The organism is Aquamicrobium lusatiense (genome assembly GCF_014201615.1).
Classification (GTDB): Bacteria; Pseudomonadota; Alphaproteobacteria; order Rhizobiales; family Rhizobiaceae; genus Mesorhizobium; species Mesorhizobium lusatiense.
The window spans coordinates 256,606-277,474 of the sequence record NZ_JACHEU010000003.1 but is presented as its reverse complement, the minus strand read 5'-3'; the positions used below and the strand labels follow the sequence as shown (position 1 = coordinate 277,474).

General features: G+C 65.4%; 17 protein-coding genes. 15 read left to right on the top strand and 2 right to left on the bottom strand.

Annotated elements, in window-relative coordinates:
• The first annotated feature begins 15 nt into the window (after window positions 1–15).
• The 9 genes from HNR59_RS16885 (at window position 16) to HNR59_RS16850 (ending at window position 10,026) form a co-directional block, all read left to right on the top strand.
• Window positions 16–1,470 (top strand): sigma-54-dependent Fis family transcriptional regulator, encoded by a 1,455-nt coding sequence (locus HNR59_RS16885; protein WP_210307392.1) that lies wholly within the window; start codon window positions 16–18, stop codon window positions 1,468–1,470.
• 5 nt (window positions 1,471–1,475) lie between these two features.
• Window positions 1,476–1,841 (top strand): helix-turn-helix domain-containing protein, encoded by a 366-nt coding sequence (locus HNR59_RS20635; protein WP_210307391.1) that lies wholly within the window; start codon window positions 1,476–1,478, stop codon window positions 1,839–1,841.
• 365 nt (window positions 1,842–2,206) lie between these two features.
• Window positions 2,207–4,360, top strand: a complete 2,154-nt coding sequence (locus HNR59_RS16880; RefSeq protein WP_183832200.1) for a hydantoinase/oxoprolinase family protein — start codon at window positions 2,207–2,209, stop codon at window positions 4,358–4,360.
• Between the two features lie 14 nt (window positions 4,361–4,374).
• Complete coding sequence (locus HNR59_RS16875) at window positions 4,375–6,684, top strand: hydantoinase B/oxoprolinase family protein (protein WP_183832199.1); 2,310 nt, start codon at window positions 4,375–4,377, stop codon at window positions 6,682–6,684.
• Between the two features lie 54 nt (window positions 6,685–6,738).
• Entirely contained in the window at window positions 6,739–7,248 is a 510-nt protein-coding gene (locus HNR59_RS16870) for an acetone carboxylase subunit gamma (protein ID WP_183832198.1), read from the top strand.
• Window positions 7,249–7,465: 217 nt separating this feature from the next.
• Window positions 7,466–7,993: an RNA polymerase sigma factor gene (locus HNR59_RS16865; protein ID WP_183832197.1), complete on the top strand. Its 528-nt coding sequence runs from the start codon at window positions 7,466–7,468 to the stop codon at window positions 7,991–7,993.
• A gap of 121 nt (window positions 7,994–8,114) precedes the next feature.
• The gene (locus HNR59_RS16860; protein WP_183832196.1) at window positions 8,115–9,059 is read left to right on the top strand and encodes a FecR family protein; all 945 of its coding nucleotides are present in this window, start codon (window positions 8,115–8,117) and stop codon (window positions 9,057–9,059) included.
• Window positions 9,060–9,095: 36 nt separating this feature from the next.
• A complete protein-coding gene (locus tag HNR59_RS16855) occupies window positions 9,096–9,353 on the top strand; it encodes a hypothetical protein (protein ID WP_183832195.1) in 258 nt (85 codons plus the stop codon).
• Between the two features lie 64 nt (window positions 9,354–9,417).
• Complete coding sequence (locus HNR59_RS16850) at window positions 9,418–10,026, top strand: biliverdin-producing heme oxygenase (RefSeq protein ID WP_183832194.1); 609 nt, start codon at window positions 9,418–9,420, stop codon at window positions 10,024–10,026.
• A gap of 92 nt (window positions 10,027–10,118) precedes the next feature.
• On the opposite strand, the gene HNR59_RS16845 is transcribed toward HNR59_RS16850, so the two are convergent.
• Window positions 10,119–12,428: a heavy metal translocating P-type ATPase gene (locus HNR59_RS16845; protein ID WP_183832193.1), complete on the bottom strand. Its 2,310-nt coding sequence runs from the start codon at window positions 12,426–12,428 to the stop codon at window positions 10,119–10,121.
• 352 nt (window positions 12,429–12,780) lie between these two features.
• Between HNR59_RS16845 and HNR59_RS16840 the strand changes: the two genes are divergently transcribed.
• Complete coding sequence (locus HNR59_RS16840) at window positions 12,781–14,553, top strand: ABC transporter ATP-binding protein (protein WP_183832192.1); 1,773 nt, start codon at window positions 12,781–12,783, stop codon at window positions 14,551–14,553.
• 294 nt (window positions 14,554–14,847) lie between these two features.
• Here HNR59_RS16840 and HNR59_RS16835 read toward each other — a convergent pair whose 3' ends face one another.
• Window positions 14,848–15,453 (bottom strand): TetR/AcrR family transcriptional regulator, encoded by a 606-nt coding sequence (locus HNR59_RS16835; protein WP_246374780.1) that lies wholly within the window; start codon window positions 15,451–15,453, stop codon window positions 14,848–14,850.
• A 335-nt stretch (window positions 15,454–15,788) separates the two neighbouring features.
• Between HNR59_RS16835 and HNR59_RS16830 the strand changes: the two genes are divergently transcribed.
• From HNR59_RS16830 to HNR59_RS16810, 5 genes are all read left to right on the top strand, one after another.
• Window positions 15,789–17,288, top strand: a complete 1,500-nt coding sequence (locus tag HNR59_RS16830) for an MFS transporter (protein ID WP_246374779.1) — start codon at window positions 15,789–15,791, stop codon at window positions 17,286–17,288.
• Between the two features lie 21 nt (window positions 17,289–17,309).
• Window positions 17,310–17,708 (top strand): hypothetical protein, encoded by a 399-nt coding sequence (locus tag HNR59_RS16825; RefSeq protein WP_183832190.1) that lies wholly within the window; start codon window positions 17,310–17,312, stop codon window positions 17,706–17,708.
• 79 nt (window positions 17,709–17,787) lie between these two features.
• Window positions 17,788–18,906, top strand: a complete 1,119-nt coding sequence (locus HNR59_RS16820) for a siderophore-interacting protein (RefSeq protein ID WP_183832189.1) — start codon at window positions 17,788–17,790, stop codon at window positions 18,904–18,906.
• A gap of 330 nt (window positions 18,907–19,236) precedes the next feature.
• Window positions 19,237–19,734, top strand: coding sequence for an RNA polymerase sigma factor (locus HNR59_RS16815; protein WP_183832188.1), 498 nt, complete (start codon window positions 19,237–19,239; stop codon window positions 19,732–19,734).
• A gap of 142 nt (window positions 19,735–19,876) precedes the next feature.
• On the top strand, window positions 19,877–20,827 hold the full coding sequence (locus tag HNR59_RS16810; RefSeq protein WP_183832187.1) for a FecR family protein: 951 nt from the start codon (window positions 19,877–19,879) through the stop codon (window positions 20,825–20,827).
• Window positions 20,828–20,869: the final 42 nt, after the last annotated feature.

The window sequence follows — 20,869 nt, the reverse complement described above, 5'->3', positions numbered from 1 at the left end:
GCTCGGGAGGAACAGATGGTCACCAGCATTACCAAAAGTGACTGGGAAGCGTTCATGGCCGTTGGGCGTGTACCTCTCAGTGTCAGAGAGCTTGTGCTGCAAAGCTGGCAGCGCAGCGCCCGCAGTGGCGTCACCAGTCTCAAGAGCGCGCCCAAGGTGGGCGAAAGCGAGCTGCTCGCAGGAAGGCGCGATGCCCGCAGGCTGCGGCTCGGCGCCCGCGCAGCCCTTCAGAAAGCCGGCTATCTCCTGAACCACAGCGGCAACATGCTGCTCCTGTGCAACGACAAGGGCGTGGTGCTCGACGTGGCCGGCGACGAGGCCACGCAGGCGCGGGGCCGCGAAAACCACCTGCATGTCGGCGGGCGCTGGTGCGAATCCGCCATCGGCACCAATGCCATCGGCACCGCCATTCACCTGCGGCGGCCCACGCAGATCAGCAGCGTCGAGCATTATTGCGAGGAAATCCACCGCTGGAACTGCGCCGCCACGCCGATCACCGATCCGGCCGATGGCAGACTGCTCGGCGTCGTCGATATCTCATGGCCGAACGATGTGGAGCAGATGAACGCGGCAGCGCTGTCGGCGACGCTGGCCTTGCAGATCGAGTCCGATCTCGGCCGCCACTACGCCATGGAGCGGGCAAGGCTGGTGGAGCGCCTGCACATGCAGCGCCCAAGGCTGAGTTCCGATCCCGTTCTGGTTCTCGACCGGGCCGGCCGCGATCTCTTCGCCACCGAGGATTTCCGGCGCCTGTGCGCCGATCCCGAGGCTCTCAATTCGCTGCGCGCCCGCATTCCCGACCTGATGGAGCAGGTGCCGGAAGTGATCGCCGAGGAATTGTCCGGCGCGCTGCCGGGGGCCGATCTGGAGGTCATCGCCGAGGGCGAGGATGCGGTTGGCGTCATGCTTTCCCTGCGCCGTACGCGGCCGGTGCCGGTCAACCCGGGCGCAGAGCTCGACAGGATCGCCCGCATCGGCCCGGTGACGTTCGAGCTGTGCAGTCAGGCCCAGCGCCTTGCCGGCGCGCATATCCCGATCCTCATCGAGGGGGAGACCGGCACCGGCAAGACCTTTCTCGCACAGGCGATCCACCGCGCCAGCCCGCAGGCATCCGGCCGCTTCGAGATGCTGAACTGCTCCACCCTGACCCATGAGGGGCTGCGCGAGGACCTTGCCCGCGAAACGCGCCGCTCGGCCATGCTGGAGCAACTGGCCGAAAGCGGCGGCGCGCTGTGCCTCGACCGGCCCGGCGCCACGCCGTCGGAAGCGCAGAAGCTGCTGCTCAGCCTGCTGGAGCAGGTCAGCGCCCGCGCGCGCACCGGCATCAAGCTCCTGTCGCTGTCGTCGACGCCGCTTTACGAGGCCATGGAGGAAGGCAGGTTCCGCGGCGACCTCTATTACCGGTTGGCCGGCGCGCGGCTGGTCATTCCGCCCCTGCGCACGCGCCGGCAGGAGATCATCCCTCGCTGAACATGGTGGCCGAGCGCCACGCGCGCACCGGCGGCAACCGCAGCCTGCGCTTCACGGCAGCCGCGCTCGCCACGCTGGAGGCCTATCACTGGCCGGGCAATCTGCTGGAAATGTCCAACCTCGTCGCGACGCTGGATGCCCTGTCGCACAGCGGCCTCATCGACGACAAGGACCTGCCGGCCGAGATGCGCCGCCAGTCTGCGGAACGGGAGGATTTCACCCTGCGCGGCTCGGAAAAGGCCGACATTCTGGAAGCCATCGATCGTTCCGGCGGCAACCTCACGGAAGCGGCAAGACGGCTCGGCATCGCCCGTTCCACCCTCTATCTGAAGCTCGATTCCTACGGCATTGACCGCCGGCGCAAAGACTGAAGGAATTGCGCCGGCTTGCGGATGGCGTCGCCTTTTCGCCAGATGCTGAAACAGCCCGGCCTCTTGTGCTGACGCACGACCGCAGCGCACATCTTCCGCAATGCTTCCGGAAGCGCGGCCGTTGCGAAGAATGTCAGCTTCCCGCGCCTTGTGCCTGTTTTCACTGCATTTTCGGTTCGCCTCAAAGCATCCGGCAGCGATGAAAAACGCCGTGGCGGGTTCGGCTCCGCCCTGTTTCTTCGCGTCCGCAACATGTCCGTCAGGATGTCCGAAAATCGGACACCCGGCCTGTCCGTTCTGCCTTCACAGTCCCCCCTGCGACCTGTCCCGACATTGCGGACGTGGTCTCGAAGGGAGGATATTCAATGCAATTGGACAAACAGAACAGTCGCACGGTCCAGGTGCTCGGCATCGATGCCGGCGGCACCATGACCGACACGTTCTTCGTCGATTCCGACGGAGAGTTCGTTGTCGGCAAGGCGCAATCGACGCCTGAAAACGAAGCGCTCGGGCTGATCGAAAGCTCGCGCGAAGGACTTGGACAATGGGGAATGACCCTCGACGAGGCGGTTTCCACCATTCAGACCGGCGTTTATTCCGGCACGGCGATGCTCAACCGCGTCGTGCAGCGCAAGGGCCTGCGCACGGGCCTCATCGTCAATGCCGGCATGGAAGACTTCCACCGCATGGGCCGCGCCATCCAGGCCTATCTCGGCTTCGCCTATGAAGACCGCATCCACCTCAACACCCACTATTTCGACGATCCGCTGGTGCCGCGTCACCTCACGCGCGGCGTGATGGAGCGCGTCGATATGTTCGGCAAGGTCGTGATCCCGCTGCGCGAGGAAATGGCGCGCACGGCCGCCCGCGAGCTGATCGAGCAGGATGTCGAAGGCATCGTCATCTCGCTCCTGCACAGCTACAAGAACCCCGCCCATGAGCGCCGCGTGCGCGACATCGTGCAGGAGGAAGTCGACAGGTCCGGCAAGTCGATCCCGGTGTTTGCCTCGACCGACTACTATCCGGTGCGCAAGGAAACCCACCGCACCAACACCACCATCCTCGAAGCCTTCGCCGCCGAGCCTTCCAGAAAGACGCTCCAGAAGATCTCGGGGTCGTTCAAGGAACATGGCTCGAAATTCGACATGCGGGTGATGGCCACCCATGGCGGCACCATTTCCTGGAAGGCCAAGGAACTGGCCCGCACCATCGTTTCCGGGCCGATCGGCGGCGTCATCGGCGCCAAATATCTGGGCGAGGTTCTGGGCTACAAGAACATCGCCTGCTCCGATATCGGCGGCACCTCGTTCGACGTGGCGCTGATCACGCAGGGCGAACTGTCGATCCGCAACGATCCGGACATGGCGCGCCTCGTGCTGTCGCTGCCGCTGGTGGCGATGGACTCGGTCGGCTCCGGCGCTGGCAGCTACATCCGCCTCGACCCCTACACCAAGGCAATCAAGCTCGGACCGGACAGCGCCGGTTATCGCGTCGGCGTGTGCTGGGCGGAATCCGGTGTCGAGACCGTCACCATCTCCGACTGCCACGTCATCCTCGGCTATCTCAACCCGGACAACTTCCTGGGCGGGCAGGTGAAGCTCGACCGCGAACGCGCCTGGAACGCGATGAAGGAGCAGGTGGCAGATCCGCTCGGCCTCACCGTGGAGGAAGCAGCGGCCGGCGTCATCGAGCTTCTGGACAGCGAGTTGCGCGACTATGTGCGCTCGATGATTTCCTCCAAGGGCTACAGCCCGAGCTCCTTCACCTGCTTCTCCTATGGCGGGGCGGGGCCGGTCCACACCTATGGCTATACCGAGGGTCTGGGCTTCGAGGACGTCATCGTTCCGGCATGGGCGGCGGGCTTCTCGGCCTTCGGCTGCGCGGCCGCGGATTTCGAGTATCGCTACGACAAGTCGCTCGACATCAACCTTCCGCAGGAAGCAGCCGACACGCACAAGCAGGAGCAGGTCGCCCAGCTCAACGATGCGTGGCAGGAACTCGCCCACCGCGTTCTGGAAGAGTTCGCGCTCAACGGCTACAGCGCCGATCAGGTCACGCTCCAGCCGGGCTTCCGCATGCAGTATCGCGGCCAGCTCAACGATCTGGAAATCGAAAGCCCGATCGACACCGCCGTGACCGCCGGCGACTGGGACAGCCTCGTCGAAGCCTTCAACGACACCTATGGCCGCGTCTATGCCGCGTCCGCCCGCTCGCCTGAGCTTGGCTATTCCGTCACCGGCGCCATCATGCGCGGCACGGTTCCGATCCCGAAGCCGAAGATACCCTTCGAGGAAGAGGGCGGCGAAACACCGCCGGAGGAAGCAAAGCTCGGCACCCGCAAGTTCTACCGGCACGGGAAGTGGGTGGATGCCCAGCTCTACCAGATGGAGACGCTGCGTCCCGGCAACCGCATCAAGGGGCCTGCGATCATCGAATCCGACGCCACCACCTTCGTCGTGCCGGGCGGCTTTGAAACCTATCTGGACGGCCACCGCCTGTTCCACCTGAAGGAAATCTAGGGAGGAAGACCAAGATGAACATGCACACGAAACTGGACGGCATCGTGCGGGGCGGCGAGACTCTGAAAGAGCACCGCGACCGCCTGATGGATGCCACGAAGAAGACCGGTCACTATGGCGGCATCAGCAAGATGGAGCTGCGCGACAGCCAGCCCATTCTCTACAACAAGCTGTTTTCGCGGCTCCGCGCCGGCGTCGTCGACGCCCGCGAGACGGCCAAGAAAATCGCGGCTTCGCCGATCGTCGAGCAGGAAGGCGAACTTTGCTTCACCCTCTACAATGCCGCCGGCGACGCCATCCTCACCTCGACCGGCATCATCATCCATGTCGGCACCATGGGTGCGGCGATCAAGTACATGATCGAGAACGGCTGGGAGCATAACCCCGGCATCAACGACAAGGACATCTTCTGCAACAACGACTCCCTGATCGGGAACGTGCACCCCTGCGACATCCACACCATCGTGCCGATCTTCCACGAAGAGAAGCTGATCGGCTGGGTGGGCGGCGTCACCCACGTCATCGATACGGGTTCGGTGGGTCCGGGCTCGATGTCGACCGGACAGGTGCAGCGCTTCGGCGACGGCTATTCCATCACCTGCCGCAAGATCGGTGCCGACGACACGCTGTTCCGCGACTGGCTGCATGAATCGCAGCGCATGGTGCGCACCACGCGCTACTGGATGCTGGACGAACGCACCCGCGTCGCCGGCTGCCACATGATCCGCGATCTGGTCGAGCAGGTGATCGCCGACGAAGGCATCGAAGCCTACTGGAAGTTTGCCTATGAGGCGGTCGAGCATGGCCGTGTCGGCCTTCAGGCCCGCATCAAGGCGATGACCATTCCCGGCAAGTATCGCCAGGTCGGCTTTGTCGACGTGCCTTACGAACATGAGGACGTGCGGGTGCCGTCCGACTTCGCCAAGGTCGACACCATCATGCACACGCCTTCGGAAATGACGATCCGCAAGGACGGCACATGGCGGCTGGACTTCGAGGGCTCGTCGCGCTGGGGCTGGCACACCTACAACGCCCACGCCGTCTCCTTCACCTCGGGCATCTGGGTGATGATGACGCAGACGCTGATCCCGACCGAAATGATCAACGACGGGGCGGCCTACGGCACGGAATTCCGACTGCCGAAGGGCACGTGGATGAACCCGGACGACCGGCGCGTGGCCTTCAGCTACTCGTGGCACTTCCTGGTTTCGTCGTGGACCTCGCTGTGGCGCGGCCTCAGCCGGGCCTATTTCGGGCGCGGCTATCTGGAAGAGGTCAATTCCGGCAACGCCAACACCTCCAACTGGCTGCAGGGCGGCGGGTTCAACCAGTATGACGAGATCCACGCCGTCAACTCGTTCGAATGCGCGGCCAACGGCGTCGGCGCTTCCGCCATCGCCGACGGCATCAGCCATGCCGCCGCCATCTGGAACCCGGAAGGCGACATGGGCGACATGGAGATCTGGGAGCTGGCCGAGCCGCTCATCTATCTCGGCCGCGAGATCAAGGCCTCGTCGGGTGGCGCCGGCAAGTATCGCGGCGGCTGCGGGTTCCAGTCGCTGCGCATGGTCTGGAACGCCAAGGACTGGACCATGTTCTTCATGGGCAACGGCCATATCAGCTCCGACTGGGGCCTGATGGGCGGCTACCCGGCAGCCTCCGGCTACCGCTTCTGCGCGCATGACACCAATCTGGAGAAGATCATCGCCGATGGCGGCGAAATCCCCTCCGGCGGCGACACCGACCCGCAGAACCCGACATGGGACGCCATGCTGCCTGACGCGAAGATCAAGCGCGACAAGCAGGCCATCACCACCGAGGCGATGTTCAAGGACTACGACCTCTATCTGAACTACATGCGCGGCGGTCCCGGCTTCGGCGATCCGCTGGAGCGCGAGCCGCAGAAGGTGGCCGACGACGTCAATGGCGGCTACCTGCTCGACCGTTTCGCCGACACGGTCTACGGCGTGGTGCTGGTGAAGACGGCCGACGGGCTGGTGGGGGTCGATGAGGCCCGCACCGAGGCAAGGCGCGCGGAAATCCGCAGGGAGCGTCTGGCGAAAGCCGTGCCGACGAAGGAGTGGATGGCGAAGGAGCGCAAGCGCATTCTGGCCAAGGATGCGGGCGTGCATGTCCAGCAAATGTTCGCAGCCTCCTTCAAGCTCGGGCCGGACTGGGCGAAGGGCTTCCGCAAGTTCTGGGATCTGCCGGACGACTGGCAGCTTCTGGAAGCGGATCTGCCGATCCCGTCCTATGGCCGCGAATATTCGATGGATATTTCCGAGCTTCCGGACGTGAAGACCGTTCAGTTCGTCGACGAATGATGCACCGCGGGCGCTCCGCACCGGAGCGCCCGTCACCCCAATGAGGAGGAAAAAATGGCCTACACAAAAGCGAAGATCAAAGACCTTGTCGACGGCAAGATCGACCGCGACACGCTGCACACCATGCTGTCCACGCCCAAGGACCGCGAACGCTTCCAGATGTATCTGGAAATCCTGCAGGAGCAGGTGCCGTGGGATGACCGCATCATCCTGCCGCTCGGCCCCAAGCTCTACATTGTGCAGCGCGCCGGCGACAAGCGCTGGGTCGTCAAGAGCCATGCCGGGCATGAGTTCTGCGACTGGCGCGAGAACTGGAAGCTGCATGCGGTGATGCGGGTGCGCGAGACGCCGCAGGAGATGGAGGAGCTTTATCCGAAGCTGATGGCGCCCACCAGCACGTGGCAGGTCATCCGCGAATATTACTGCCCCATTTCAGGCGACCTGCTCGACGTCGAGGCGCCGACCCCGTGGTATCCGGTGATCCACGATTTCGAGCCGGATATCGACGCCTTCTACGAGGAGTGGCTCGGGCTGCCGCTGCCCGAGCGGGCCGAAGCCGCCTGAGGCCCGTGAAGCGCCATGTGCTGCCGCGCGCATGGCGCTTCAACACACATGCACGTCGCCCGAGCGGAAACCGGCTGCGGGCGGCATGCGAAGGACAGAATCCTGCAGCGCGTTGCAGGAGGAAAGCTTAGAACGCCTCCAAATCATTGACGTTGCGTGATTTTTTCAATGTCGCTAAGAGGGTTGTCATTCCCGTTCCTGCAAAGCAGCGAAAGCGATGAATGCGACTGTCCCGGACGCGTATCACGAACTGATCTCCCTCTACCTGCGCCAGTGGAGCGTGCTGCGGTCGCGGCTGAAGCGGCAGACCGGCTCGCACGAACTCGCCGAGGACGCCCTGCAGGAAACCTGGCTCAGGCTTTCGCGCATGAAGGGCGGGCCGATCGACATCCGCGACCAGCATGCCTTCATTCTGCGGGTGGCCAGCAACATCGCCATCGATCTGGCCCGCAGGGAAAACCGCCATGGCGGACGCTGCATCAGCGACGAGGCGGTGCTGGCGGCCATCGAGGATGCCTGCCCCTCGCCGGAGCGCGTGGTCATCGACCGCGACCAGTTGCGGCTGCTGGTTCTGGCCTTGTCGCAACTGCCCGCCAGGCCACGCAGGGCGCTGCTGATGAACCGCTGCGACGGCCTCACCCATCGCGAGATCGCGGCGCGGCTCGGCGTTTCCGAAAGCATGGTGGCGCGCTATCTGGTGCAGGCGCTGCGGCATTGCCGCGATCACTTCCGCGACCAGCACTGATTTTTTCGCAGGCCGAAGTGCAATATTCCCCGCTCCGTTTCGTCCTTGCTGTAGGGGCTCGTGCAGGGCTCCCTCCCGGTGCGGAGCAAAGCATCACCAGTGAGGTGGAGGCGGCCGGCTCATGAAAGCGGAGGGCAGGCAAAGGCATGCCGATACGGCGCTGAGCGACGAAGCGCTCGAATGGCTGGTGAAGCTTCATTCCGGCCGGGCTTCCGAGGCGGACCATGCCGCCTTCACCCGATGGCGCAACCGCAGCCCCGGACATGAGGAAGCGGCACTTGAGGCCGAAGCCATCTGGAACGGGCTGGGCATCGCCGGCAGCGGCCTGCGCGACGCCCACCGGCAGCGCGTCACCCGCCGCGCCGTGCTGGGCGGCGCAGCGGTCGCGGTGTCGGGGGCAGCCCTCTACGGCAGCGGGATCGCAGGACCGCATCTGTTCGCCGATCACACGACCGGCATTGCCGGGCAGCGCAGCATTGCCCTGCCGGACGGCTCCACCGCTTTCCTCAATGCCGACACGGCATTGTCCGTCGATTTCACGCAAGCCCGGCGAGGGCTGCGCCTGTTCAGGGGACAGGCGACCTTTACGGTCGCCCACGATCCGGCGCGCCCCTTTGTCGTCGATGCGCAGGGCGGCCATGCGCGTGCCGTCGGCACCGTCTTCGATGTCGATATCCGGCCGCGCGAGGTCGCCGTGACCGTGCTGGAAGGCGTGGTCGCGATATCGGGACCGGGACAGGAGGCCTCGCCGCTCACCGCCCATGCCGATCAGCGGGTGCGCTATGGCGACGATGGCATTTTCGCGCCGGCGGAAAGCGTCGATGCCGAGATCGAAACCGCGTGGCGGCGCGGCAAGCTGATCTTCAACCGCCAGCCGCTGGGCGACGTGGTGGCGGAAATCGGCCGCTATCGCAGCGGCTCCATCCTTGTCGCGGGCGCAAGCCTCAGCGCGCTGGAAGTGACCGGCGTGTTCGATCTGCGCGACCCGGATGCGGTGCTTGAGGTCATGGAGCAGACATTGCCGATCCGCATCACCCGGCTGCCCTTCCTGACGATCATCCGCTGAGCATGGCAGCGCGCCGGGTTTTTGCGGGTTTCCACCGTGGAGCCGGATCTCCATCGCCACCACCTGCGCCGCAATATGGAAGAAAAAACCATGAATGGGGAGCCTGGGAAGATGCATTTTTCCGTTGAGCGCAGCCTGCGTCGGGAAGCGTTTCGCATGTCGCCCGCGGTTTGGAACGGCTGCGCCAAAGACGATGCGGGCTGCGCCAATCTTGCGATAGACAACGGCGCCAGCCATGACTACATGAATGTCTTATTGATGCCGCGCCCGGCCGCTCAAGGAGCTCCAGCCTGACGGTAAAACTCCGACGCGTGCCCGGCAGCGGGCGCGAGCCACCAGCAATCGAGGGATTTTGATCATGACCGAAGCCGCCGTTCTGGACCGACCCACCGAGCTTTCCCGCTCCAAGCGGCTGAAAGCGGCCACGGGCGACACCCATGAGCGCCTCGACAAATCGATCATGGCGGGCGAGCCCTTCGCCAGCCGCGAGCGCTATGCGCTGTTCGTGAAGGTCCAGCATGCCTTCCACCGCGAGATCGATGCGCTTTACGACGATGCGGCGCTCGACGGCCTGCTGCCCGACCTTCAGGGCCGCCGCCGCCTGAAGCAGATCGAGCAGGACCTGACCGACCTCGGCTTCGACATTCCCGCCTATGAGAGCGAACCGGCGTTCAAAGCCGGCGAGAAGGCCGATGTGGCGACCGCCATGGGTTGGCTCTATGTCGCCGAAGGCTCCAATCTGGGCGCTGCCTTCCTGCTCAAGGACGCGCTGAAGCTCGGCCTCTCGGAAGAGTTCGGCGCCCGCCATCTGGCCGGCGCGCCGGAAGGCCGGGGCCTGCACTGGCGCACCTTCACGGCAGCGCTCGACGCCGTCGACCTCTCTTCGGAAGAAGAAGCCCGCGTCATCGCCGGTGCCGAGGCGGCCTTCAATCGCGTCCACTCGCAGGTGCGCAGCGTATTCGGCTGATTTTCAGCCTCCGGTCCCGCCTCCGGGATCACCCATGAAAAAGGCGGCTCCGTTTTTCGACGGAGCCGCCTTTTCCGTTTGAAGCGCCGCAGTCAGCGGGCCGGTTTCGACGGCCTGAAGGCCAGCAGGCGCATGGCGTTCATCGTCACCAGAACGGTGGCGCCGGTGTCGGCCAGCACCGCGATCCACAGGCCCGACAGGCCAGTGACGGTGGTGATGAGGAACACCGCCTTCAGCCCAAGCGCGATGGCGACGTTCTGGTGAATATTGCGCATGGTGGCGCGCGACAGGCGGATCATGCCGGCGACGTCTCCGATGCGGCTGCCCATCAGCGCGGCGTCCGCCGTTTCCATGGCCACGTCCGTGCCGGAGCCGATGGCGACGCCGGCACTGGCAGCGGCAAGGGCCGGGGCGTCGTTGATGCCGTCGCCGACCATGACGACCTTGCCATTGGCGGCGAGCTTGCGGATTTCCTCCACCTTGTTCTGCGGCAGCAATTCGGCCCGCACCTGCATGCCGAGCTTTTTGCCGATGGCGTTGCCGGTGCGGGCGTTGTCACCTGTCAACATCACGCTGTCGATGCCGAGGCGCGACAGTTCGGCGATGCCCGCGGCGGCATCCGGGCGCGGCTCGTCGCGCATGGCGATGAGGCCGGCGGCCACGCCGTCGGCTACGATCACCGCCACGGTCTTGCCGTCGCTTTCCAGCGCGGCGGCGGCCTCTGCCAGTTCCTTCGACACGCTGCCCGCCTCGCCGGCAAAGCGCGGCGCGCCGATGAAGATGGCCTTTCCGCCGGCGCGGCCTTCCATGCCGCGGCCGGCTATGGCGCGGATGTCCTCGCCGGCGATGAAGGGGGCTGCGAGCTCCGCCGCATGATCGACGATTGCCGTGGCCAGCGGATGGCTCGATTCGCGCTCTATCGCCGCCGCAACGGCGATCAGCCGCGCGGCGTCGCCATCGGTGGCGACCACGTCCGTCACCCTCGGCTTGCCGAGCGTCAGCGTGCCGGTCTTGTCGAAGGCGATGGTCTTCGTCTGGGCGAGCGTCTCGATGACGGCGCCGCCCTTGATCAGCATGCCCTGCCTTGCCCCGGTGGACAGGCCGGAGGCGATGGCAGCCGGCACCGAGATGACCAGCGCGCAGGGGCAGCCGATCAGCAGCAGGGCAAGGCCCCGATAGATCCACTCGTCCCATGTGCCGAAGCCGGCCAGCGGCGGCACGATGGCCACCAGCGCCGACAGCGCCACGATGGCCGGCATGTAGACGCGCGAGAACCGGTCGATGAAGCGCTCGGTCGGGGCTTTTGCTTCCTGCGCGTCCTCCACCAGCGCGATGATGCGGGCGATGGTGTTGTCGGACGGGGCGCGCTCGACGCGGATGCGCAGCGAGGCGTCATGGTTGATGGAGCCGGCAAAGACGTTGCTGCCCTCCTGCTTGGCGACGGGAATGCTCTCGCCGGTCATCGGCGATTCGTCGACGCTCGAGACGCCGGCGATCACCACGCCGTCGGCCGGGATGCGGTCGCCGGGGCGGCACACCACGGTCTGGCCGATGGCCAGCGCATCGGTGGCGACCTCGCGCAGGCTGTTGCCTTCCGCCACCATGGCGGTGCGCGGAATGAGCGAGCCCAGCGCCTTGATGCCCGAGCGCGCCCTTGCCGCCGCCAAGCCTTCCAGCACCTCGCCGATGAGGAACAAGAGCACCACGACCGCCGCTTCCTCGACCGCGCCGATGATCAGCGCGCCGATGGAGGCGATGCTCATCAGCATCTGGATGGTAAAGGGCGCGCCCATGCGGGCAGCCGCGAAGGCACGTTTGGCGATCGGCGCCACCAGCACCAGCGTCGCCATGGAAAACACATAGCGGCTGCTTGCCGGCCAGATGAACTCGACCGCGAAGGCCAGCGCCACCAGCACCACGCCGAGCGCCGCATGGCGCGACTTCACGCTTTGCCACCACCGCTTTTCGCTGCGGGCGGAAGGGGGAGCCGAAGCGGCAGGGGAGGCAGGGGCAGCAGTCGCGTGGTCATCGGCGTGGTCATGGCCATGGTCATGATCGCAGGCCGCGCCATGGGCGTGGTCGTGTGCATGGGTGTGAGCGTGCCCGTGCTCATGCTCATGGTTTCCGGCCGACGGCAGCGGGGAACCGGCCTTGCCATCCAACAGGGTCGGCTCGAAACCGAGGCTGCGCACGGCCTTTTCGATGGAGCCCACCGGGGTCTGCGCCACATCCAGCGACAGCGCCAGCCGTTCCCGCGTCACCGAGACATTGACATCGGAGACGCCCGGCAGATGGCCGAGCGCGGTGGTGATGGTGCCCGCGCAACTGGCGCAATCCATGCCTTCGACGCGGAAGACGAGCGCTTCCGCATTGCCGCCGCCTGATGGTCCTGACCGGGTCATGATGCAATTCCTTCTTCCAGTCCGGCCACTGTAGTTTCTCTAGCGGCTAGAGGTTCAAGGGGCATTTTGCGAATTTTTTCAGTGCAATGGTGCTGGCCTCATCGGTTTGCGCGAACTGGGCGCGGAAAGCCGCTTGAAGAAGGCGCGCCGGCGGACGATAGTGCCGCGGCTCCGACTCGAAAGGGGCGAATTGCGGGAGGCCGCGCCGGCGCATCGCGAAAGACGCATGCAGTCCGGCCCGCGGCGTACCCATGAAAACCGACAGGCATCGCCATTCCGCGCCACGCCGAGGCAGGCTGCGGACCCGGCGACACCCGGATCAATCAACCCCAGCGCGGGAATGGAAGCGGCGATGACCGATACTGCATTGCGGACTGCTGACCAGCCGCTCCGGAAACGCGACGTGATGAAGCGGTTCGCCACCTATTACCGGCCGCACCGCAAGCTGTTCGCGCTCGATTTCGGCAGCGCGGTGGTGGCGGGCCTGCTGGAACTGGCCTTCCCCATGGCGGTGACGGTGTTCATCGACCGGCTGCTGCCGACCGGCAATCTCGGCGTGATCGCGCTTGCAGCGCTCGGCCTGCTGGTCGTCTATGCGGCGAGCGCCGGCCTGCACGTGATCGTCACCTACTGGGGCCATATGCTCGGCATCCGCATCGAGACCGAGATGCGCCGCAAGGCCTTCGACCATCTCCAGAAGCTCTCCTTCGGCTTCTTCGACAACATCAAGACCGGCCATCTGGTAGCGCGGCTGACCAAGGATCTGGAGGAGATCGGCGAGGTGGCCCATCACGGCCCCGAGGACGTGTTCATCGCCGTGATGACGCTGATCGGCGCCTTCCTGCTGATGCTGTGGGTGCATGTGCCGCTGGCGCTGATCACGGCCATCATCCTGCCGCTGTCGGCCTTCATCACCATGTATTACGGCGGGCGCATGACCCGCACCTGGCGCGCCATCTATGGGCGCGTGGCCGAGTTCAACGCCCGCATCGAGGAAAATGTCGGCGGCATCCGCGTGGTGCAGGCCTTCGCCAACGAGGACCACGAGCGCAGGCTGTTCGCCGAGAACAACCGCAACTATCTCGCCACCAAGCTGGAAGCCTACAAGGTGATGGCGGCGTCCATGTCGCTCTCCTACCTGTCCATGCGGTTCGTGCAGGTGGTGGTGATGCTGGCCGGCTCCTGGTTCGTGGTGCATGGCGAGCTGACGCCCGGTGGCTTCGTCGGCTTCCTGCTGCTGGTCAACGTGTTCTTCCAGCCGCTGCAGATGATCAACACCATCATCGAGATGTATCCGAAGGGCATTGCCGGCTTCCAGCATTACCTGCGTTTCCTCGACACAAGGCCCGACATCGCCGACCGGCCGGGCGCCATCGAGGCTCGGGGGCTGAAAGGCGACATCGAATATCGCGATGTGCGCTTCGGCTACGGTTCGGACCGGCCGGTGTTCGAGAACCTCAACCTGAAGGTCAGGGCGGGCGACACGGTCGCCTTCGTCGGCTCGTCGGGTGCCGGCAAGACCACGATCTGCTCGCTGCTGCCGCGCTTCTACGAGGTGGAGGCCGGATCGATCCTCATCGACGGCATAGACATTCGCGACATGACGCTGAAGTCGCTGCGCTCGCATATCGGCATCGTGCAGCAGGACGTGTTCCTGTTCGCCGGCACCATCCGCGAGAACATCGCCTATGGCAGGCTGGACGCCAGCGAGGCCGAGATCACTGATGCCGCGCGCCGCGCAAGGCTCGACCAGGTCATCGCCGCGCTGCCGGCCGGCCTCGACACCGTGATCGGCGAACGCGGCGTGAAACTGTCGGGCGGACAGAAGCAGCGGCTGGCCATTGCCCGCATCTTCCTGAAGAACCCGCCGATCCTGATCCTCGACGAGGCCACCTCGGCGCTCGACACCGAGACGGAACGGGCCATCCAGCAATCACTGGCGGATCTGTCGGAGGGCCGCACCACGCTGGTGATCGCGCACCGGCTGGCGACCATCGCCAATGCCGACCGCATTCTGGTGGTGGAGCACGGCCGCATCGTGGAGGAAGGCAGCCATGCCGAGCTGCTGGAACGACCGGACGGACGCTACCGCACGCTGCATGCCGCGCAGGCGGCTGCGCGGTAACGTTCCTCCTGATAGAGACGGGGCAATCGCGGCGCGGCAATCGTGATCGGACCGGGCAGCGACCCTTGCGCCGGTCATCACACAGCGGCAAAGACCCGGACGCCTCCGGAGCCTTTGTGATTACCGCATCTGTGCGCCGTCAGGTGAGCCCGCCCGACTGCGAAAGCGCCTGCGGTTCGGGCAACAGCTACCTTCAGAGCATCTTGAAGCCAAATGGATAGATTTGGCGTCGCATCAATGCGGTAGAACAAACGGACAGATCGTTTCATCGATGCCGTGAAACGATGAAATGATCTAGCGGATCAGCATCCGCCCCAGCATATCTTCCAGAATTTCGCACAGCGGCTCGGGGTCCAGCCGGGCGGAGGCGATGGCGTCATCGACGACGCCGTGCATGCCGTCGAACAGGATGAAGGCGGCCGCGCGGGTGTCGGGCAGGTTCCATGCCCCGGCCTTCTGCCCCGCGTCCAGCAGGGCAGCCAGCTGGTCGATCACCATATCCTTTTCCTGCGAGCGGCGGCGGTCATGGGTGAAGTCGTGGAACACCACGTCATGCAGGCGGAAATTGGCGACATAGGCGCTGACCGCACCGCGCAGCCATGCCCTGAAGCGGGCATGATGGTCATCCGGCGCACAGGCATCGATGGCGGCCTGCGCGCGTGAATTGAAGTCCTGCGAAAAACGCGCCCGCAGCGCCAGCAGCACATCCGCCTTGGTCGTGAAATAGTGATAGAAGGTGCCCTTCGCGACACCGGCCCTCGCCACGATGTCATCGACGGTGGTGGCATCCAGACCCTTTGAAAGGAACAGCTCGGCCGCCGCCGCGATCAGGTGCCCGGTGCGCACTTCCGCCGGCAGAACCCGGCGCTGGCGGCGCGCGCGCGGCATTTCCGGTTTCAAATCCGATTCCAATTCCGGTTCAGATGACGGCTCCTGGCGAGGGCTTGTCGCTGCGCTCATTCCAGCCACTCCATTGCGTTTCCTTCATCAGGCCTGACGATTTTCGTCCCGGCCATGCGGTGAAAGCATCCTATCTGGTTGTTTTCACATGCTTCCTCACAGAGGCGGCCCGCCAGCCTCTCCATCGATGCTCTATTGCATATTGGACGGGTTTGGCAAACAATCAAGCTATTGACCGACGGTCGGTCGATAATATAAATGATGAGCAATAAACTCAACATTACGGTTTCACACGCATGCCCAACTCGCCAAAAAGCCCCGGATCCCGCAAAGGAATGGCGGTCGCCGCCGTCTATCTCGGCACTTTCATGGCCACGCTCGCCATCAGCATCGTGACCGTGGCGCTGCCCGCCATACAGGCAGGGCTGTCCACCGATCTAGCCGGCCTGCAATGGGTGGTGGGCTCCTACGCGCTGTGCCTGTCGGCCTTCATGCTTTCGGCGGGTCCGATCGGCGACCGCTATGGCCGCAAGCGCGCATGGCTCGGTGGCGTGGCGCTGTTCGTGACCGGCTCGGCGATCTGCGCGGCCGCACCCTCGCTCGCCGTGCTGATCGCCGGCTGCGCGCTGCAGGGCATTGCGGGCGCGCTGGTCATTCCCGGTGCGCTTTCCATCCTTACCCAGGCTTTCCCCGATCCGGGCGAGCGCGCCCATGTTATCGGCGGCTGGTCGTCGTTCAGCGGCATTTCCCTGATCGTCGGCCCGATGCTGGGCGGGCTGCTGGTCGACAATATCGGCTGGCAGAGCATCTTCCTCATCAACCTGCCGGTCGGCGCGGCAGCGCTTGTGCTGGGCATGGCCGGCATCAGGGAAAGCGCCGATCCCGATCACGCGGCGCTCGATCCGGCCGGACAGCTGCTGAGCGTGGTGTTTCTGGGCGCGCTCACCTATGCGCTGATCAGCGCCGGGAACGCCGGCTGGGGCGCGCCGGTGGTGATGGCAGCACTTGCCGTCGCCGTCGTTGCGCTCGTGCTGTTCATTCTGGCCGAGATGCGCACTGCCAGGCCCGTTCTGCCGGTCGACCTGTTCCGCGACCGCGCCTTCGCCTCGGTGAATTTCGCCTCCTTCATTCTGGGATTTGCCGGCTACAGCAGCCTGTTCCTGTTTTCGCTGTTCCTGCAGAAGGCGCAGGGCTGGTCGGCCACGCAGGCCGGCTGGCGCATGGCGCCGGTGTTTGCGGCCATGGCTTTGTTCGCCTCGCTGTTCGGCCGGCTGGCGCGTGCGCACGGCCTGCGGCGGCTGATGATCCTCGGCTATGTGCTGCTGGGAGGATCCATGCTGGCCATGGTGCTGTTCACCTCGCACACCTCCTATCTGGCGATCGCCCCGCTCTTTGCCCTTCTGGGCATCGGCATGGGTCTGGCGGTGCCCTCGACCGGGGCGGCGGCCATGGAGGCGGCACCACGCGAGCGCACCGGCACGGCCTCGGCCACCATGAATGCGCTGCGTCAGGGCGGCATGACCATCGGCATCGCCCTTCTGGGCACGGTGATGGGCGCCCGCGCCATCGCCTCCATGAGCGACACGCTGGCCGGCTCGGGCGTGGCGGACGCCGCAGCCCTTGCCGGCAGCGCCGTGCGCCGCCACGCCATGCCGGCCGGGCTCGACATGGCGCCCGACGCCTTCCGGGAGCTGCTGACATCGGCCTTCGCCCAGGGCTTTTCGTTCGCCACCGCCATCGCCGGCATATGCGGCCTGATCGCAGCCCTTGCGCTGGCGATTGCCGTTCGTGGCCGCCGCGCGGCGCCCGCCGCTGCCGCCATGGATGAAGCCTGATCATTATCGAGGAGTAGCGACATGAAATTCTTCCGCGAACTGGAACCCGACATCCATCTGGGCGTCGGCGCCCTCGAAACCGAGCAGGATGGCCGCGACTGGGTCGCGGAATATGATGCGCTGCTGGCGCGTGGCCGCGCGATGGTCGTCATCGTGCGCGAGGGCGACCGGCCGCAGCCGGGCGCCGGCAAGCCGATGGTGCTGTGGATGAAGGCGCGCAAGGCCGAGCTCGGCCGACTGGTCGCGGCAACCGTTTTCATCTTCGAGGACGAAGCGGAACGGCAGGCCATGGAGCTGGCGCTGCCCGGCCGCGCCAAGGCCTCGCCCTATCCCATGGTGCTGGCGACAAGCGAGGCAGATGCGCTCGACAAGGCCCGCCAGCGCCTCCAGACGGCCGGCACCGCGGGCGCGATGGCCTGAGCCGCACAGTGCGGTCGATGCGGAAGGAACCGTGGGACTTACCTGCGGTTTCACGCACGCAGACACAAGGAGAGTTCACATGACCGGATATTTCACCGAAGCCCGGATCGAACTTGGCAATTCGCCGGCCTTCATCAGCAGGATCGGCGACCATCTGAAGCTCTATGGCGCGGAGCTTTCCCGCTGGGACAATGCGCTCGATGCCTCGACCGAATTGTGGACCAGCAGCTTCGAGAGCGAAACCGACCGCCTGCTGGTCCGCGCCGAAGCCTCCAGCCTCGACATGCTTTATCTGGTCAAGATGACCATTGCCGAGCAGGTCATGCAGTTCGTGGGCGACGAGGCTTTCCGCATCGCCTGGACGGGCGATGGCAGCGACCTGACCGTGCCGCCCAATTTCAGCGTCATGGAGGTGGCGTCCGTCCGCGACGTCACCCCGCATATGCGCCGCATCACCTTGCGCGGCGACGATCTCTCCCGCTTCGATACGCTTGAGGCGCTGCACCTGCGCATCCTCGTCCAGCACCCCGAGGCGCCCACGCCGCAATGGCCGACGCTCGACCCCAACGGCATCGTGCGCTGGCCGGATGGCGAGCACCGGCCCCGCCTGCGGGTCTACACGGTGCGCAACGTGGATGTGGCGGCGGGAACCATGGATCTCGACTTCGTGCTCCACGGCGATGCCCACACGGAGGGCGGACCGGGAACCGCGCCGGGGGCGGACTGGGCGCGCCATGCCGCCATCGGCCAGCCCATGGGCATTATCGGCCCCGGCGGCGGCGGCCTGAAAGAGGCGGACTGGTATCTGTTCGCCGGCGACGAAACCGGACTGCCGGCAATCGGGCGCATGCTGGAAGCCCTGCCGCCGCAGGCACGCGGCCATGTCATCGTCGAGGTGGCCGATGCCGGCGAGGAGCAGGCGCTTGCCGCCCCGCAAGGCTTTGAAATCCGCTGGCTGCACCGCAACGGCGCGGAGGCCGGAACCACCACGCAGCTTGCCGATGCGGTGAAGGGCGTGTCCTTCCCCAGGGATGGCCGCGAAGTCTATGCGTGGGCCGCCTGCGAGTTCGATGCCTTCCGCGCCATCCGCACCTATCTGCGCAAGGAGGTCAGGCTCGCCCGGGCCGACCACCTCGTCGTTTCCTACTGGCGCAGAGGCAGGAGCGAGGAAGAAAGCGGCGGTCACCACGACGACTGATTTTCAGAATACCTGTTTCCCCCAAAGCCGGCCAAAAGGGCCAGCCAAAGGGGCCAGCCAGCGCCTGACCCGCGAGCCAGCCACCCCCATTGATCCAGTTTTGGACAAAAGATGATCCAGAGAAGCTGGTTATACCGGCTTTTTTTATTCCGTGCCGGCTGCGGAACTGGTCAAACCCCATATTAACATGATAATTTTAGTTAAGTTTCAGAAGCAGCGGGCCGCCACTTCACGAGACCCGCTCATCTCGCTCTAAGCTGTTGCCATTGCGTGATTTTTACCTTTCCGCTAAGGCGCAACGGTTTTGCACAAACAAAAAGGTTCGGGGCGTTGGCCTGGGATTTTCAGGAACTGTTCCGCAGACATGCGAAGGAAATAGCCCGCGCGCTGCGCCGCCGCGGGCTGGCTGAGGACGTGGCCGCCGACCTGACGCAGGATACGTTCCTGCGCGTCATGGCCAGTCCGCCGGGCGAGGCGACGCAGAACCACAATCCGCGCGCCTATCTGTTCGAAGTCTCCCGCAACCTCAGCATCAACTATCACCGCAGGCAGGCCATAGACCCCACCGTCTATGTCGACGAGGATGCCATGATCCGCGTGGCCGACCCCGCGCCCTCGGCGGAAATGGTCGTCTATTCGCGCCAGATGCTGCGGCAGATCGCCGATGCGCTCGAAGAATTGCCGGACAAGACGCGCGAGGCCTTCATTCTTCATCGCATCGATGGCATGACCATTGCGGAAGTGGCGGAGCGGCTGGGGCTTTCAAACACGCGCGCATGGGAACTCGTCCATCGCGCCTATCGGCATCTTCTGCTTCGGGTGGAATAGGCGTCGCAGGGAATTGAGGGCGGATCTGTAATTCTTCCGCCCCGATTCTTGCGTGATGGGGGTGAATATTTTCCACTCTGCTTTGTATCATGAGGAAGGCGTCCGCATGTCGCGGGCAACCGACCGGCCTTGAAGGTTTTCCATGGGCGAGAACTCAGACGAATTTGATCGGCTCGTCTCGGAAGCCATCGATATCGTCATCCGCATGCAGAACGACCCCGCCAATCCCGTGCCGGTGGAGATGGCGCGCAGCTGGCGCGCCCGCAGCGAACGGCACGAAGACATCTGGAGCCGTGTCAGCGGCATCCATGGTGCGTCCGGCCAGCTTCTGGAAGAACAGCGCCGCAGCCAGCGCAACGTCACGCGGCGCAACCTCATCGGCGGCGCACTGGGCGTGGCGGGCGTGGCCGGCCTCGGCGCGCTGACGATACCCGGCGCGCTGGTGCGCGCGCAGGCCGACCATGTGACCGGCACGGGCGAGATCCGCCGCATCGAGCTGCCCGACGGCAGCATGGCGACGCTCGGCCCCCAATCCGCGCTCGCCATGACCCTGACGCGCACCGAGCGCCGGGTCGAACTGCTGATGGGCATGTGCTTCTTCGACGTGGCGCGCGACCGCGCCCGGCCGTTCGTCGCTTCGGCCGATGGCGTCGAGGCAAGGGCGCTCGGCACGGCCTTCGAGCTTTCCAGCGATGCCGACATTGTCAGCATGGCCGTTGCGGAAGGGGCCGTGGAAGCGGCTGCCCCCGGCACCGCGCCGGCGCTCCACGAGATGCTGACCTTGGGGGAGTGGCTGTCCTACGATCCCGCCAGCGCGACGGTGACCCGAGGCAGGCGCGAGCCGGGAGAGGTGGCGGGCTGGCGCGACAGCACGATCGTCGCCGACCGGGAAACGGTGACCGCCCTTGTCGCCCGCATCAGCCGCTGGATACCCGGCACCGTCGTCAGCGCCCACCCGTCCATCGGCGCACAGCGGGTCAGCGGTCTCTACGACCTGCGCGATCCGCTTGCCGCGCTGGAGGCCGTGGTGCAGCCGACCGGCGCCCGCGTGCGCCGCCTCTCTTCGGGGCTGACGGTGATTTCCCCGATCTGACGCGCATTTTTCCTGTTCGGGCCGATCCGGCGCGTGCCGGAA

Excerpts from the sequence above, each read along its gene's own strand:
- HNR59_RS16885 (WP_210307392.1), top strand. The coding sequence starts at position 16 with ATGGTCACCAGCATTACCAAAAGTGACTGGGAAGCGTTCATGGCCGTT.
- HNR59_RS16880 (WP_183832200.1), top strand. The coding sequence starts at position 2,207 with ATGCAATTGGACAAACAGAACAGTCGCACGGTCCAGGTGCTCGGCATC.
- HNR59_RS16875 (WP_183832199.1), top strand. The coding sequence starts at position 4,375 with ATGAACATGCACACGAAACTGGACGGCATCGTGCGGGGCGGCGAGACT.
- HNR59_RS16870 (WP_183832198.1), top strand. The coding sequence starts at position 6,739 with ATGGCCTACACAAAAGCGAAGATCAAAGACCTTGTCGACGGCAAGATC.
- HNR59_RS16865 (WP_183832197.1), top strand. The coding sequence starts at position 7,466 with ATGAATGCGACTGTCCCGGACGCGTATCACGAACTGATCTCCCTCTAC.
- HNR59_RS16860 (WP_183832196.1), top strand. The coding sequence starts at position 8,115 with ATGAAAGCGGAGGGCAGGCAAAGGCATGCCGATACGGCGCTGAGCGAC.
- HNR59_RS16850 (WP_183832194.1), top strand. The coding sequence starts at position 9,418 with ATGACCGAAGCCGCCGTTCTGGACCGACCCACCGAGCTTTCCCGCTCC.
- HNR59_RS16845 (WP_183832193.1), bottom strand. The coding sequence starts at position 12,428 with ATGACCCGGTCAGGACCATCAGGCGGCGGCAATGCGGAAGCGCTCGTC.
- HNR59_RS16840 (WP_183832192.1), top strand. The coding sequence starts at position 12,781 with ATGACCGATACTGCATTGCGGACTGCTGACCAGCCGCTCCGGAAACGC.
- HNR59_RS16830 (WP_246374779.1), top strand. The coding sequence starts at position 15,789 with ATGGCGGTCGCCGCCGTCTATCTCGGCACTTTCATGGCCACGCTCGCC.
- HNR59_RS16825 (WP_183832190.1), top strand. The coding sequence starts at position 17,310 with ATGAAATTCTTCCGCGAACTGGAACCCGACATCCATCTGGGCGTCGGC.
- HNR59_RS16820 (WP_183832189.1), top strand. The coding sequence starts at position 17,788 with ATGACCGGATATTTCACCGAAGCCCGGATCGAACTTGGCAATTCGCCG.
- HNR59_RS16810 (WP_183832187.1), top strand. The coding sequence starts at position 19,877 with ATGGGCGAGAACTCAGACGAATTTGATCGGCTCGTCTCGGAAGCCATC.